Source organism: Kistimonas scapharcae (genome assembly GCF_039540975.1).
Classification (GTDB): domain Bacteria; phylum Pseudomonadota; class Gammaproteobacteria; order Pseudomonadales; family Endozoicomonadaceae; genus Kistimonas; species Kistimonas scapharcae.
In genome coordinates, this window is the sequence record NZ_BAABFL010000455.1 from 1 (window position 1) to 14797 (window position 14797).

General features: G+C 51.3%; 14 protein-coding genes. 5 read left to right on the forward strand and 9 right to left on the reverse strand.

Going from position 1 to position 14797, the window contains the following annotated elements:
- Positions 1 to 56: 56 nt before the first annotated feature.
- Positions 57 to 236, reverse strand: a complete 180-nt coding sequence (locus tag ABD892_RS20240; RefSeq protein ID WP_345197904.1) for a hypothetical protein — start codon at positions 234 to 236, stop codon at positions 57 to 59.
- A gap of 198 nt (positions 237 to 434) precedes the next feature.
- Complete coding sequence (locus ABD892_RS20245) at positions 435 to 665, reverse strand: DUF397 domain-containing protein (RefSeq protein WP_345197905.1); 231 nt, start codon at positions 663 to 665, stop codon at positions 435 to 437.
- Between the two features lie 594 nt (positions 666 to 1259).
- Here ABD892_RS20245 and ABD892_RS20250 point away from each other — a divergent pair.
- The gene (locus tag ABD892_RS20250) at positions 1260 to 1805 is read left to right on the forward strand and encodes a prolyl-tRNA synthetase associated domain-containing protein (RefSeq protein WP_345197906.1); all 546 of its coding nucleotides are present in this window, start codon (positions 1260 to 1262) and stop codon (positions 1803 to 1805) included.
- A gap of 266 nt (positions 1806 to 2071) precedes the next feature.
- On the forward strand, positions 2072 to 2428 hold the full coding sequence (locus ABD892_RS20255; protein ID WP_345197908.1) for a DUF4124 domain-containing protein: 357 nt from the start codon (positions 2072 to 2074) through the stop codon (positions 2426 to 2428).
- Between the two features lie 19 nt (positions 2429 to 2447).
- Here ABD892_RS20255 and ABD892_RS20260 read toward each other — a convergent pair whose 3' ends face one another.
- Together ABD892_RS20260 and uvrD are read right to left on the reverse strand one after the other, a co-directional pair.
- Positions 2448 to 3557, reverse strand: coding sequence for a TRAP transporter substrate-binding protein (locus ABD892_RS20260; RefSeq protein WP_345197909.1), 1110 nt, complete (start codon positions 3555 to 3557; stop codon positions 2448 to 2450).
- Positions 3558 to 3694: 137 nt separating this feature from the next.
- Positions 3695 to 5872 carry a DNA helicase II gene (uvrD, locus tag ABD892_RS20265; RefSeq protein WP_345197910.1) on the reverse strand — a complete coding sequence of 726 codons (2178 nt, stop codon included), beginning with the start codon at positions 5870 to 5872 and terminating at the stop codon, positions 3695 to 3697.
- Between the two features lie 424 nt (positions 5873 to 6296).
- On the opposite strand from uvrD, the gene ABD892_RS20270 reads away from it, so the two are divergent.
- The gene (locus tag ABD892_RS20270) at positions 6297 to 9131 is read left to right on the forward strand and encodes an EAL domain-containing protein (RefSeq protein ID WP_345197911.1); all 2835 of its coding nucleotides are present in this window, start codon (positions 6297 to 6299) and stop codon (positions 9129 to 9131) included.
- A gap of 17 nt (positions 9132 to 9148) precedes the next feature.
- On the opposite strand, the gene ABD892_RS20275 is transcribed toward ABD892_RS20270, so the two are convergent.
- Entirely contained in the window at positions 9149 to 9928 is a 780-nt protein-coding gene (locus ABD892_RS20275; protein WP_345197913.1) for a gamma-glutamylcyclotransferase family protein, read from the reverse strand.
- Positions 9929 to 10486: 558 nt separating this feature from the next.
- Between ABD892_RS20275 and hexR the strand changes: the two genes are divergently transcribed.
- Entirely contained in the window at positions 10487 to 11341 is an 855-nt protein-coding gene (gene hexR / locus ABD892_RS20280) for a transcriptional regulator HexR (protein ID WP_345197915.1), read from the forward strand.
- 190 nt (positions 11342 to 11531) lie between these two features.
- A complete protein-coding gene (locus ABD892_RS20285) occupies positions 11532 to 11723 on the forward strand; it encodes a PA3496 family putative envelope integrity protein (RefSeq protein WP_345197916.1) in 192 nt (63 codons plus the stop codon).
- Here ABD892_RS20285 and ABD892_RS20290 read toward each other — a convergent pair.
- The 4 genes from ABD892_RS20290 to ABD892_RS20305 all read right to left on the reverse strand — a co-directional run bounded on the left by ABD892_RS20290 (position 11663) and on the right by ABD892_RS20305 (position 14788).
- Entirely contained in the window at positions 11663 to 12244 is a 582-nt protein-coding gene (locus ABD892_RS20290; RefSeq protein WP_345197917.1) for a class I SAM-dependent methyltransferase, read from the reverse strand. The two genes, ABD892_RS20285 and ABD892_RS20290, sit on opposite strands and share 61 nt — an antisense overlap.
- 110 nt (positions 12245 to 12354) lie before the next feature.
- On the reverse strand, positions 12355 to 12543 hold the full coding sequence (locus ABD892_RS20295; protein ID WP_345197919.1) for a hypothetical protein: 189 nt from the start codon (positions 12541 to 12543) through the stop codon (positions 12355 to 12357).
- Between the two features lie 2 nt (positions 12544 to 12545).
- Positions 12546 to 13379, reverse strand: coding sequence for an ethanolamine ammonia-lyase subunit EutC (eutC, locus tag ABD892_RS20300; RefSeq protein ID WP_345197920.1), 834 nt, complete (start codon positions 13377 to 13379; stop codon positions 12546 to 12548).
- Positions 13376 to 14788 carry an ethanolamine ammonia-lyase subunit EutB gene (locus tag ABD892_RS20305; protein WP_345197922.1) on the reverse strand — a complete coding sequence of 471 codons (1413 nt, stop codon included), beginning with the start codon at positions 14786 to 14788 and terminating at the stop codon, positions 13376 to 13378. Before ABD892_RS20305 ends, eutC begins: the two co-directional genes overlap by 4 nt.
- Between the last annotated feature and the right edge of the window lie 9 nt (positions 14789 to 14797).

Consider the following 14797-nt stretch of genomic DNA (forward strand, 5'->3'; position numbering starts at 1 on the left):
GAATCAGGGGATTTTATACGAAAAGACTTGGGCTCTGGGGTTTTCAGGCCGATTTCTTAGCTGTGAACTCGCGGATTCAGGAACTGTTTAACCCGTTGCCCACTGAACGACAAATTACGATATTCAGATTCCCTATGCATAATGGTCGACAACGCAAGAAACGCCTTAAAATCTTTGTCCTCCAGAGAGCGAATGACAACATCGTCAACGGGTTGCTGCTTCAATACAGTACTCATGACAGCCTCCTGATGTTATTGCGGCTAAAGAGATGGCTTAATATTACCAGTCATCACAATGCAAACTTAAAATATTGGCTATCTGAATTGAAAGCATTCCTCTGGGTTGATGACACTATCAATTCAGATAGCATGATGCTTACAACGATGAATGTTCATTATTCGTGAAATATCTCATGTCGTAACAGTTGATCTATTTCACTCAATATCATACTCACCAGCTTTGACTGCAGTGATAAAGTGCTGCCATTCACCTTTATCAAAAATCAGGGTCTCTTTGCTGTCATCTTTGGTATCACGGATACCAACCAGACCACCTTCCTTGTCTACCGCAACGGCAACGCAATATCCGACAGTACCGCCACCACAGGCTTTGACAAAATTATTGTCATTGGCGAAGAACATGCTCATGATAGTTACCTCTTTCATCGATACTCAACAATGTTCCTTTTCCGCTACTTTCTGTTGTCTGTTTTCCCTTCCGACAGTTTGAGATTAGATAAGCCTGAAGCACTTTGTGTTAACGAAAGGTAAATTGCGTGGAAAGAAAGTGTAATGGTGAAAAATAGTTTTTTAAAAAACCATTGTCGTTTATATAAACGCAGGGAAATTAAGGTATCTCCATAGGAACAGGGCATCCATGCCCTGATGTCCTTCCATGGAAAGGGTTTCCCTACCCCCCGGTTCCTCCCTGGAACTGAAACGTTTGTATATATATTCATCCCTGAATATCCTTCCCCCGTTCCTGGTCTGAGTATTACAGGGTTCATGCCAACATCATGCATTCCCCGCCATGGCAGGCTCTCCGGAAGACAAACGCTTTTTCGGATAACGCAACCCCGGGTAGTGGACAGGATTTTAAAACGATCGTGCGATACCAGACGAAACAGGTCGTAACGTCTTCTTGCCTGACCAACGTCATGGCACGTCACCAATTTTCCTTAACATGCCTTTTTGCCTGCACGCACAATTGAGTAAGCTGAGTAACCCGTTGTCGTTATATGCGGATTAAATGGGAAAACAATGCATCCCGCATTTCCCCATGTGATTCTGTTGAAGGTACTGACTATGGATATCTATGACCTGCTGACCAGCCTGAACATCACGTTTCAACGCGTTGACCACCCTCCCGTTTATACCTGTGAAGAGGCCAACCATGTAACACCTGACCTGCCCGGTGCCAGAACGAAGAACCTTTTCGTCAAGGATCGTAAGGGTAAACGACACTTCCTCATCGTTGTCGCGGATCACAAAGCCACCGATCTCAATCGATTGGGCGAGGCTTTAAATATCGGTAAACTTCAGCTGGCCTCCTCTGAACGCCTTCAAAAGTATCTGGGGCTGGAGCCCGGCGCAGTGACCTTGCTCGGCATAGTGAATGATCCAGACAGGCATGTGACTGTTGTTATTGATGAAGACGTCTGGCAGCAGGATGCGATTCAGTGCCATCCGCTGGTCAACACCAGCACTCTGGTGATCAGCAAGGCCGACGTTGAACAATTTCTGCAAAGTACCGGACACACGTTGCACATTACCAAAATACCGGAGCGGGAACTGGCAACATCATAGCGTTGTGGCTTTGGCTCTATAGAATCCTGTAAGGCATGGCGATAAGCTACTATCAATAACAAGGAAGGCAGTAATCACTGCTTTAATACAGTAGATCAGCATCGGAAGCCTGTTATGCGTCATGGAATAGACTGGGGACGCCGTATCAACTTTACATTATTCATTGGCGCCTTGGTATCGGCACCTTTTTTATACCTGGACCCAGTGGAAAACCACTGGCGACCCTTGACGATATTCTGCCCGATGCGAATACATTGACCTCACTATTGAATGAAGGCAAACGCATCGCCAATAAACTTGAGACTTATATACCGGGCGACATTGCCGCCCCCCAAAAGGAAACCGTTAACGGATGGCAGGATGCCAACGGTGTCTGGCACTTTTCAGATACCGTTCCCATGGAGGATCCCACTGTGAAAACACGTAAAATTCATATTGATACCAGTCTCATAACACCGCTGCCTGACATGCCAGAACCGGTCAAAAATAACACTGACGGTAGCAGCGATGGTCCGTCAACAAACCAAGCCAAACCCAAAAATATGATTAACGAGGCGCAGAAAGCGCGTGATCAAATGAATGAGCGTCACTCAACCCAGAAACAGATTCTGGATAGTCTTTGAGTGACGCCTGACAGTGATGTTATAGGAGACGGGCGTCGTAATAAGCCATCTCTGACACTTTATGATACTCCGTCACCTGTTCGGTGAAGCGCTTGAACGACTCATAAATGGCCTTCGCCTGATCATTTGTCGCCGCCACCTCCTGTGTCACCTGCTCCGCAACCTCTTGCAGGCTCTTTAAAACATCATCCGGCAATTTCAACACCTGCACACCGTGATCATTAATCAACTGATTCAGGGCCATATTGTTACGTGCCGTATACTCATCCAGCATCGATTGATGCGCCGCCTGAGTTGCCGTTTGCACAATGGCTTTCAGGTCTGCCGGCAGTTCTTTCCAGGCATCCAGGTTAACCGTGAATTCCAGGGTTGAACCTGGCTCATGCCAGCCTGGGTAGTAGTAGTACTTCGCTGCTTTGTAGAGACCAAACGCCATATCGTTATAAGGACCTACCCATTCCGTGGCATCAATACGGCCCGTTTGCAGTGCCGTGAAAAGCTCACCACCGGGTACATTGACCGGAGAGCCTCCCAGACGCTTCAACACCTCACCACCGAGACCGGGAATACGCATATTCAGACCTTTCAGGTCTTCCAGTGACTCGATCTTGCGATTGAACCATCCCGCCATCTGAACGCCAGTGCTGCCACCCGCAAACGGCTTCAGGTTGAAAGGTTCATAGAGTTTTTCCCATAACTCCATGCCACCGCCATAGTGCAGCCAGCTGCTCATTTCCTGGGCATTTAAACCATAAGGTACCGCCGTGAAAAACTGGGTAGCAGGTTCCTTACCTTTCCAGTAGTAAGCACCACTGTGGCTCATTTCTGCGGTTCCGGTACGAACGGCATCAAAGACTTCCAGCGCTGGTACCAGTTCACCGGCACCGTAAACCTTAATCTCAAGACGGCCGTCGCTCATCTGGTTGACCATCTCGGCAAAACGCTCCGGTGCTGTTCCCAGCCCTGGAAAATTTTTCGGCCAGGATGTCACCAGTTTCCAGCGGTATTTTTTCTTCTCAACTGTGCCCTGCCCGGCAGCCTGCGGCGCTGGCTCACTGCCATTACAACCCGCCAGCATTGCACCAGCGGCGCCTACACCCAGAGCAGTCAGCATCTGACGGCGTTTCATACATCTCCCCCTGTGTTGGTATCCAACTTTCTTATTATCAACAGCCAGCTCTCCCCCCGATAACGTGGTAAAGCTGGCCGGTATTACCTGTAAGCCATGCTTACTTCGAGCCCATACTAGCGACAGTAGCCGTTATTTCACAAGGGCATCAGCTTGGCATAAGCGACCATCAGCCACTTACTGCCTTCGTCATCAAAATTAATCTGGACCCGTGCCTGGCCACCCTGCCCTTCAAAATTCAGCACCGTGCCATCACCAAACACCTCATGTGCGACCCGTTGACCAAGATGCAAACCGGTATCCGGCACTTCCGCATTGATGGTGGCGCCACCAGCAGTGACAGGCCGACTGATAGTGGCGTTAAGGCGCACTTCTTCCATTAATTCGCCCGGAATTTCACGCAGGAATCGTGACGGTCGGTTGTAGTTTTCCTGCCCGTGAAGACGACGACTTTCCGCATAAGTCAGATACAGTTTTTCCATGGCACGGGTAATACCGACATAACAAAGACGACGCTCCTCGTCTAAACCCCCAGAATCATCCAGGGACATCTTGTGTGGGAACAGTCCATCTTCCATGCCACACATAAAGACCAGCGGGAATTCCAGGCCTTTGGCCGAATGCAGTGTCATCATCTGCACACTGTCAGCAAACTGATCTGCCTGTGTTTCACCCGCTTCCAGTGCCGCATGAGCCAGGAAAGCATCCAGGGGCGACAGGTTCTGCTGCATCTCATCATCGAAGACGTCTTCCGGATCAAACTCCTTACAGGCGGAAACCAATTCCTCAAGGTTCTCAATCCGTGCCCGGCCTTTTTCGCCTTTCTCTTTCTGGTGATGCTCGATCAAACCCGTGACATTGATAATATGATCCGCCAACTCAGCCAATGGGAGATCATTGGCCGATGATGACAAACCTTCCACCAGCTCAATGAAGGAAGACACCGCATTCGCTGCCCGCGCAGTCAGTCCCTTACCCTTGACCATTTCACGGGCGGCACGCCACATGGACACACCGCCACTCCGGGCAACGTCCCGAATCTGTTGAACGGTTTTTTCACCAATGCCACGCGCCGGAACATTAATCACACGTTCCAGCGATGGATCATCATCCTGGTTGCTGGCCAGTCTCAAATACGCCAGCGCATTCTTGATTTCCGCCCGTTCAAAGAACCGTTGTCCGCCATAGATGCGATAAGGAATACCGCTGCGCAGCATGGATTCCTCAAGTACCCGGGACTGCGCGTTGGAGCGATAAAGAATCGCGATATCGCTACGCGCCATGCCACTATTCGCCGCATCCTGAATACGGTCAGCAATGAAACGGGCCTCATCAACTTCATTGAATCCGGCATAAACCTGAATGGGTTCACCGTCATTCCCTTCGGTCCAGAGTTCCTTGCCTAAACGGTCCGGATTATTGGCAATCAGGGTATTCGCCGCTTTTAGGATGGTGCCGGTTGAACGGTAATTCTGTTCCAGGCGGATGGTCAAAGCCTTGGGGAAGTCACGGGTAAACTGACGGATATTCTCGATACGTGCGCCACGCCAGCCATAAATGGACTGGTCATCGTCGCCTACCGCCATCAGGTTGCCTTTATCACCCGCGAGCATACGCAGCCAGGCATACTGCACGGCGTTGGTATCCTGAAACTCGTCGACCATGATCTGCTGGAAACGTTCCCGGTAATGAGCCAGCAGTTGTGGGTGCTCCAGCCAGAGTTCATGGGAACGCAGCAACAATTCCGCAAAGTCAACAACACCTAAAAGACGACAGTTTTCTTCGTAGGCGGTGTAGACCTGGTGCATATTCTTCTCGAACAGGTCATAACCCGGTTCGATATGCTGTGGCCGCAGACCTTCGTCTTTTTTACCGTTGATGTACCACTGAGCCTGACGGGGTGGCCATTTGGCTTCATCCATGCCCAGGGAACGCATCAGACGCTTGATGATGCGCAGCTGGTCATCGCTATCCAGAATCTGGAAATTTTCCGGCAAGCCTGCTTCTTTCCAGTGCGCCCGCAACAATCGGTGCGCCAAACCGTGGAATGTACCGACCCACATGCCACGCACCGGCATTTCCAGCATCTGCTCAATACGCCCCCGCATCTCGGCCGCCGCCTTATTGGTAAAGGTCACCGCCATGATGGACCAGGGCGACACCCCTTCCGTCTGGATCAACCAGGCAATGCGGTGAACCAGCACCCGTGTCTTACCGCTGCCCGCGCCTGCGAGAATCAGGCTGGAACCCAGGGGCTGGGCTACCGCTTCGCGCTGGGCATCATTGAGAGAGTCGAGTATTGCAGTGACATCCATTATTGCAGCCGGAAGGAAATTGAAAACCCCAAGTGTAACCGAGAGCCATGGCACCCATAAACCGGGAATTCAGGAAACGGCCTTCTGGACGCTGCTTCATCGCATCGGGCAATTTCGCCCACTATTGTCGGATTCTACGGTATGAGGGGTTCATCTATGTGATCAACGTCGTATGTTGAAGGTAAATATTGGCCTGTGTGTTGCAGCCACACTGTGGATTGCGATTTAATAATCAAGCAAACAGAAGATGCACCATCGTACACGAACAAGTGACATTTTCTTTCAGTACGATGGACCGGGAAGATGACCGGATGCCATTACCCGCCCTTCCAAGAACGTTTGCACCCTTGGCATGGAAGCATCCTGACAAAAACAACAACGGCGCAACCGGCACCGGCTACGCCCAGACGCAAATGCTGAGATCATGCAGGAACACAACCTGTTATCCACGCCCCAGATAACGCATGACCGACAGGCGAAGCTGTCCTATTCCTGGCTTAATGCACGCATCAGCACCGAACAGCTGAAACTGCTGCACCAGGGATCACTGCGTATGATCATCATCCTGGGGGTCAGCCTGTCTGGCGTCATACTGCTGCTGTGGAATGTGATTAATACCAGCCTGGTGTTACCGATTGCAGCCTGGCTTGCAACCCTCGGATTATTGCGCCAGGCACTGGCGTCAGGCTTCCTGCGGGAAGCACAGGACACGAAGCCCGATGGTCATCAGAAGTGGCTGCTGTATTTCTGCATGAGTACCGCTCTGAGCGGCGCATCGTTTGCGGCAGCCATTCTCCTGTTAATGCCGTTCTCCACCTTTACAGATCTCGCTGCAACACAGCTTTTGCTGACCATTGCACTTCTTTCAAGTGCGGTACTGTTTTCCTGCTATCTGCCAGCTTTTATCTGTTTCAGCCTGCCCAGCCTGTTGCCTGTTTCGCTTTCCCTGTGGATGAATCCTGTACCCCAAACGGATATCTGGGCCTTTATCCAGGTTATTCTGCTGGGTGTTGTCCTGTATTGCGCGCTTTATGCGCACCGTTTTTCCCTCAAGTCACTGGAACGACGCTTTCGTAACCAGGCGCTCAGCGACCTGCTGTCCGATGAAAACCGCAAAGTCAGGGATACCCAGAAAGAACTGGAGGAAACCCATGCGGGACTTGAGCAAATGGTTTCAGAACGGACCCGTGAACTCTCGGAAACTACAGAAGCGTTAAAAAACAGTGAACATCGACTCAGCCAGGCTCTGGACGCCAGCCGTCTGGGCTTCTGGGACTGGGACATGGAAAACGAGCAGATCTACCACAGCCATTTCAAGGAACTGTTTGGCTATGACACAGAAAAGCTCAGTGGTTTCAAAGGCCACCTGGAGCCTTTAATTCATACCGCTGATGCGCCCCGTGTCCGCAAATCGATCATTGCCCACCTGCGACATAAAACCGATCAGTACCGGGCCCGTTACCGGATACTCCATGCCAATGGATCCTGGGTCTGGGTAGAAGACAGCGGCCAGGTCGTTGAATGGAACGACAAGGGTCGTGCAAGCCGCATGCTGGGCACACGCCGGGATATCTCACTGGAAATGGAACACGAACGGCAGACCCGCCTGGCCCTCACCCTGTTTCAAAGCACCAGCGAAGCGATTTTTGTCCTGAATGCCCGCTTCCGCTTTGTCGCCATCAACAAGGCGTTCAAGGAGCTGACCGGATACAGTAACGACGACATCATCAATAAAACCATTGCCGATTTTCAGGCGGATGCCGGTAAGGAAGAACTCTACAGCCAAATCGGCAGTTCACTGATTGAACAGGGCCGCTATGAAGGGGAACTGATTGAACGCCGCAAGGATGGTGATACCTATCCGATCTGGATACAGATCAGTTCCGTTCGCGATCAAAGTGGCCGGATTACACACTATGTCGGCATGTTCCGTGACCTGACCGAATATAAACAGACGGAAGAACGCCTGACCTATCTGGCCAATTATGATCCACTGACGGGGCTGGCCAATCGCAACCGCTTTCGTGAACGTTTGTATGAAGCCATCGCCTATGCCGATGCCAGGCAACAGTCCTTTGCGCTGATCACCATTGACCTGGACCGTTTCAAGCAGATCAATGAGAGTCTTGGCCATGAGGTGGGCGATGACCTGTTGCAGCAGGTGTCACGTCGCCTCATGCAACATACCTCACACGCACACAGTGTGGCGCGCCTGGCAGCGGATGAGTTCAGCCTCATCATTGACAACAACCCGAGCCAAAAAGCGATATCCACCCTGGGTGAAACCATTGTCCAGGCGGTGTCCATGCCCTACCGGATTAATGACCATGAACTCATCATCGGTGCCAGCATCGGAGTCACACTGTTCCCGGATAACGCCCGCGAATTACAGACCCTGATCAGCCAGGCCGATATGGCTATGGCACAGGCCAAATACCTCGGCGGCAATAATTTGCAGTTTTATACCAGGAACCTGCAATCGGCCTCCAAAGAACGGATTGCACTGGAAACCAGTCTGCGCAAGGCGATCAGTAATGGTGAACTGGAAACCTATTATCAGCCTAAGATGACACTGGCCGGAGACACTATCACCAAAGCGGAAGCGTTGGTCCGCTGGAATCATCCGGAAGAAGGGCTGATAACGCCGGGCCGCTTTATCAGCATTGCCGAGGAAAGCAGCCTGATAAACGACATCGGCGAGTTTGTCATGCGCCAGGCCTGCCAGCAGGCAAGAACCTGGTTGGACCTGGGATGGGAGATCCGGGTTTCCGTAAACCTTTCAGTCAGTCAGCTGCGTCAGACGCAACTGATTGAGCTGATCCATACCATTCTTGATGAAACCCGTCTACCACCGCATCTTCTGGAGCTCGAACTTACCGAAAGTCTGATCATGGATGACATTGAACGAACCATTGAAACCCTGCATGCCATCCGACAACTGGGTGTGACGATCAGTATCGATGATTTCGGCACCGGCTACTCATCGCTCAGCTACCTGAAACGCTTCCCGGTTGATGCCCTTAAAATCGATCGCTCTTTTATCAGCAGCCTTGATACCAGCGAGGATGATTCCGCCATTACCCGCGCCATTATCGCCATGGCACACAGCCTGGATCTGAAGGTGGTCGCTGAAGGCGTGGAGAAACCCTTACACCTTCAGTTCCTGCGCGACAATGCCTGCGATGAAGTTCAGGGATATTTCATCAGCAAGCCTCTGCCCGCGACAGAATTCAGCCAGTTTCTCGCCCGTCGCGCCTGAGCAACACCGGGTCAGAACTAGCTGTTATCACAGACCGTGTTCATACGGTTCATGTAGGTACTCCAGTCCTGCTCCAGGTAATCTTCCAGCTCCCTGACCCGCTTTCTGGCAGAGTCCAGCAGGTTCACCGGAGCCCGGGGATAACGGGGCTTCTGCCTGTCATCATCAATATGGTATTTACGCAGCCCCATGCTGATATGGCAGTCACCAATAAAGCGTCCATGTAACTGATTGCGGTCGTCCACTTCCATACAACCAGCCAGTACGACATCCAGATAGGAACGGGTGATCTTTTTGTTCATATGATCATACCCATTGCCCAGGTAATTTCCCCCGTCTGCAATATCATGCTTAAGCGCCACATACATGTAGATTTCTATCTCATCCGGGTGCTCAAAAAGCCAGCGACTATCCTGTGGGTTATAAGGTTCAACGGCACTGAGTGGTAAACGGATACGTCGATAGTGACGATGTCCTTCACGGGCATCAAAACGCCACAGGTCGTGTGAATTCACACGGTACGCCAGTCCGTTCACAAAACGCCCGGGCTTCTCTTCAGCGGCCAGCATGCGCATGTCATACTGTTCAAGCCAAAGGTTCCAGCTACGCTCATAACCATTGATTCGCACCGGAATCAGCGTCTGATCCGCAACATCCGGGGCTGTCACCGTGCGGGTCAGGGACAGCATCAGACTGCCATAGCCAACAATAAAAACAGACTTACCCTCGGGAGAAGCCATCGCACTGGTGGTTAGCAGGGAATACAGAATCACTATCGCAAAAATGTTATTTAACATCCTTCCATCCTTGTCATCAGTCTTAAAAATTAAAAAACATAAAATGAAGGAAGGCTGCCTGAACCATAACAGTCATTGCCTGACAGATAACATGGGCAAAAAACGACTATTCGTTGAAAATAGAAATAGCACTACAGGCTTACTGGTTTTGTACGCAACTATTGCAGATCCGATTCATGCTATTAGCGCTGATCAGACACCAAGGCCGCACATTGGATACCCTGTAATGAAAGAATCATCTTGCCTCCTTCCTGATAACTACAAAAGACCTTCAACAGACCTGAAAATTCCCTGAAAATAGTATCTCCCCCCTTCAATTGTCTGACATCCTGATACAGTGGTTAGCCCTGCATTTTTTCAGGACTGCATCAATAAAAAAGACACCCACACAGAACCGCATGCCAGCATGACTGTAGTTTTACTACAAAAAGATTACAGGCCTGGCCACTGATTTTACTGACAATTACTGACAACCTCGCTAGAAAGATAGGCACTTACCACTATCATCCCTGTTACCCTTGTTGTATAACTACAGCCCAAAAATAAACCGGTCATCCAATGCCCCCAACGAACCTGCTGCAACATATTGATGAAAATCGACCTCTCCTCAGGAAGTCGGAGCATAAGGTGGCGGATTATGTGGCGGCGCATCCCGCCAATGTGATTCATATCAGCATTGCTGATCTGGTTTCTCACTGCGGCGTCAGTGAACCTACGGTACTTCGTTTCTGCCGGGCTATTGGTTGTCACGGTTTTCAGGATTTCAAATTACAACTGGCCCAGAGTCTGGCCAGTGGCGCCAGTTTTGGTCAGTTTGAGGTGACAGGGGAAGAATCCACTGGCGACTTCAAGCAGATGGTCTTCAACACCACTATCAGCAACCTGATTGATATCCGTGACCAACTGAATTCAGAACAACTGGAACAGGCCATCGCCCTGCTCAGCCAGGCACAACGGATTGAATTCTATGGCTATGGCGCCTCGGGTATTGTGGCGACAGATGCCCAACACAAGTTTTTACGCCTGCAGGTGACAACCGCCGCCTATTCCGATCCGCACATGCAATTTATGTCTGCGGGAACGCTGACGTCTGACGATGTCGTTATCGCTATTTCACAGACCGGACGCACCAAAGAGTTACTGCACGTCATCCAGCTGGTGCAAAAACAATCTGCCAAAGTCATTGCACTGTGCCCTTCCAACACGCCGATGGCCAGTGCCTGTGATATTCATGTACCCATCAATGTGCCGGAAAACACGGATATCTATACGCCACTGACATCACGCATCGCACACCTTGTCGTGATCGATGTTCTGGCCATGGGCGTCGCCATGTCAAGGGGGCCGGAGCTGGCGCAGCAATTGCAAACGGTTAAGAAAAACCTTCGCTCACTGAGACTTACACAAAAGTAGCAAAGCGCCATGAACCGTTACTGGAAATTTAAACGACAATGGCATATTTCCTACAATCAACCGGTATAATCTCGCTTGAGTAAAAACCTGTCGCTTTATACAAATGGCTATAGCGAAATAAGGTCATAAAACAGCAACAGACTCCGGTCACCATTCGCATAACAAGTAATAACAAGAAGGGAGTGGCACAATGACTGAACCACGCACCAGCACCACGGAAGAGATAGTAAGCCCGTTTATCCAGGATAAGGACAAATCTAACGATCCCCTGCCGGAAAAAGCAGCCGAACGCTCACTCTATATCCGTCGCGCCATAGAAGATCATTTCGAGGAAAAACGACTCAAGGCGTTAAGCGATGATGGTTGGTGGGACAACATATAAACCCACAACCGACTCCCATACCAGTCACCTAAAGGGTATTCAGACGCTGGCGTCCAACCGGGAACGGAGAACGTACTGCTGACGAGCTGACACGACTGGTTAACCGATGCAGGCAGCAACAGCTCCCTGAGACGTAACATCTGCCCTGTGCAAAGATAACAGTAGATAAGCCCGCAATGATCCAGAGAGGCGCGGCGAAAGTCCCCATAGCGGACACTCAGGTTGTCCTGTCCGCTCAACACCTTTCGCAGGTAAGCCACAAGCCAGGGAACCGGTGAATTCTCCCAGGCGACCACCGCATTTTCCGGATACTTCCTGGCCAGGTACAGTGCTATTCCTCCCCAGCCACAGCCGAGCTCCAAAATCACACCATCGATGGTCTCGGGTAACCGATTATCCAGTGTGTCTGTCGTACGACGGCAGGAGGGTGTGGGGCCGATACCATTTTTCAGGGTGAAGCCGGCAATCAACACCACTACCAGAAACAGGCAAACCAGTACTGTAATTTCCAATGCTGCCATCGCTTATCCCGGAAGGTGTCCTGTGGATAACATCGGCGAGCAATAGCATGAGATGAATATGCTGGCTAACATCAGCACAGCACGTTAAGTGATGACCTCAACAAACCACCTTACCTGCTGTGTTTTTTCAGCAACCAGAGGTCATACCCGTTCACCAGGCAATGAATACATCCCGCCACCAGCATGGCGGCCATGACCGCGCCCATACCCCGCCATTCCAGCAGGTAAAACCCCATTGAACAGAGTAAAAACAGGGGATAGAAAAGGGTACGCTTCAGGATCAGCGACAGTTTTTCCACAATCAGTCCTTATGGTTATTTATCAAAAGATTACCGGTCTTTTTCTGCCCCGGAAGTGATGCTTCGCCTGCATCGGTCTCATCTTTGAGATAAACACCGGAGAGTTGCCGACGATCCGCTTCCTGCATGAGGTACATCAGCTTGTGCGTTGCCTCCTCGTAACTGAGCCCTTCATGGCGAATATTAGAGATGCAGTTACGTTGAGCATCGGTCTTGCCAGACTGTGGCTGCCAGGTGAAATAGATCCCCAGTGAATCCGGTGAACTGAGTCCCGGCCGCTCCCCGATCATCATCACCAGCAGACGGGCATTCAGCAATTCGCCGATCGGATCACCTACCGCGACCCTTCCCTGGACAACCAGACAGATCGGCGCACAGCGATAGTCCAATGGCGCAACCGCTGACAGTAAATGTTCCAGCATCGGTGGCGCATGATTCTGGACTGCAGTCGACGAAAGTCCATCAGCAATGACGACAGCGATATCAAAGCCTTCTGTCAGGCTGTGCTGACGAAGAAACTGTTCCGATTCCAGACTCAGCAAACGCCCCAGATCCGGTCTCTGGAGATAAGCGGCCCGGTCAGAAGCCCGACTTTTCAGCGACCAGATATCCACAGGAGAAAAACCACGAATCGCTTTCTCCAGCTGATCATTGTCCAGTGGTATATGCACGGCATCGCGCGCCCGGGCATGAGCCAGCTGGAAAGAGAGGTGGGCATCAGTGGGCAGGCTGACACCACTACGTCCCAAACCAATGCGTGCATCGGTATAGCGTCGCAGCAACTGCCAGGGGTTATCGATAAGAAAATCCTGTTTCGTCGGAGGTTCACTACTCATGATGTTATTGCTGTTGTCCCTGTCTCATTCACTATCACATGCCGAAACGCTGGCGGCAAACCGTGCTGATGGCGCATCAGCCGATTGTCCTGTTCCACAATACCCATCGTCTGCAACCAGTGTTCGAATTCCGGTGCGGCGCGAAGTCCTAACAGGTGTCTGGCATAAAGCGCATCATGGAACGAGGTCGTCTGGTAGTTCAGCATAATGTCATCAGAACCGGGAATGCCCATGATGAATGTGCCACCAGCCGCAGCAAATTGGGTCAGCAGCATATCCATATCATCCTGATCCGCTTCGGCGTGATTGGTGTAACAGATGTCACACCCCATGGGTAACCCCAGCAGCTTGCCGCAGAAATGATCTTCAAGCCCGGCACGGATAATCTGCTTGCCGTTGTAGAGGTATTCCGGCCCGATGAAACCCACCACGGTATTCACCAGCAACGGATCAAACTGTCGGGCAACCGCGTAGGCGCGTGCTTCACAGGTCTGCTGGTCAACACCGTGATGGGCATTGGCTGACAGCGCGCTTCCCTGACCGGTCTCAAAATACATACACTGCTGACCGACACTCCCCCGCTGTAATGACAAGGCTGCCTCATGGGCATCCTGCAACACGGACAAACTGACACCAAAACCCTCGTTCGCTCCCTGGGTGCCGGCAATGGACTGAAACACTAGGTCAACCGGCGCTCCCCGGTTCATCGCTTCGATATGGGTGGTGACGTGTGTCAGGACACAACTTTGTGTCGGGATGGCATAGTGCTGAATCACTTCATCCAGCAGATGCATTAACCGGATAACCGCTTCCAGGTTATCCGTCGCAGGATTAATTCCAATGACCGCATCGCCATTGCCATACAACAGACCATCCAGCACTGACGCCGCCACACCGGCAGGATCATCGGTCGGATGGTTGGGTTGCAATCGTGTCGACAGTCGTCCCGGCAAACCGATGCTATTCCGGAACCGGGTGGTGACCTGACACTTCTTCGCCACCAGAATCAAATCCTGAATGCGCATGATCTTGCTGACAGCTGCCGCCATCTCCGGCGTAATACCGGCACGGATGCTCGCTAGCGTTTGAGTATCTGCGAGATCACTCAGGAGCCAGTTACGAAAATCACCCACGGTTAAATGGCTGACCGGTGCAAATGCCTCAGAGTCATGGGTATCCAGAATCAGGCGCGTGACATCATCGGATTCATAAGGAATCAGCGCTTCATTCAGAAAGGTTTTCAGGGGAACATCCGCCAGCGTCAGCTGGGCTGCCACCCGCTCCTGTTCATCAACAGTGGCAATCCCCGCCAGACAGTCTCCGGAACGGAGCGGCGATGCTTTTGCCATCAGTGTCTTCAGGTCAGCAAACTGGTATTTCTGTGTACCGAGTACTATTCCGTAACCCATGCGTGAGCA